This is a genomic window from Catenulispora pinisilvae (assembly GCF_015356865.1).
Classification (GTDB): domain Bacteria; phylum Actinomycetota; class Actinomycetes; order Streptomycetales; family Catenulisporaceae; genus Catenulispora; species Catenulispora pinisilvae.
Window position 1 is genome coordinate 1 of record NZ_JAAFZA010000566.1, and the last position, 629, is coordinate 629.

Here is a 629-nt window from a genome sequence, read left to right on the forward strand (position 1 = left end):
TGGTGGGTCAGCTGGCTGTCGGGGTCGGGGTCGGGGTCGGGGTCGGACGGCGGGATCTGCTGGGTCGATTCGCTGTCGGTGTCGGTGTCGGTGTCTGTATCCGTGTCCGTGTCCGGGATCGCGTCGCTGGCGGCGATGGTCGGGACTTGGCGGGTCGGCTGGCTGTCGGCATCGGGGGCCGGGACTTGCTGGGGCGCCTCGTCGGCGGCGATCAGTGGCGTGCGATGAGTCGAGTCGCTGTCGGAATCGGTCGGGTCTGAGGCCGGGATCTGCTCGGTCGACTCGGAGTCGGCTGGTTCATCGGCTTCGTCCTCGGCTTCCGGCACGTGTGTCGCGTCGGGGTCGTCGTCGGCCTCTGATACGTGGGTCGCGTCGGGGTCGTCGGCCGGCGCCTCGTTTTCGCCGGTCTCGGCAAGCGCCTCGGCGGTGGGCATGGCTTGCGTGGGTGCGTCGCCGGGTACGTGCGCCGCGTTCGTGTCCGCAGCTTCGGCGCTGGCGGCCTGGGCCTCGTGCAGGGTGTCCGCGCCGTGTTCCGCTTCGAGTGGGGCGCCGAGGCGGGAGAGTTCTGCGAAGGCGCGGTCGAGGCTGGTGGGGCGGTCGGGGTCTTTTTGTGTCAGGCCCTTGATGAG

General features: G+C 70.6%; 1 protein-coding gene. It reads right to left on the reverse strand.

All coding sequences use genetic code 11. The annotated features are described in order from the left end of the window. Window positions 1–629 (reverse strand): hypothetical protein (locus IZR01_RS49445; RefSeq protein ID WP_438939734.1); only part of this gene is annotated, 629 nt, incomplete at both ends.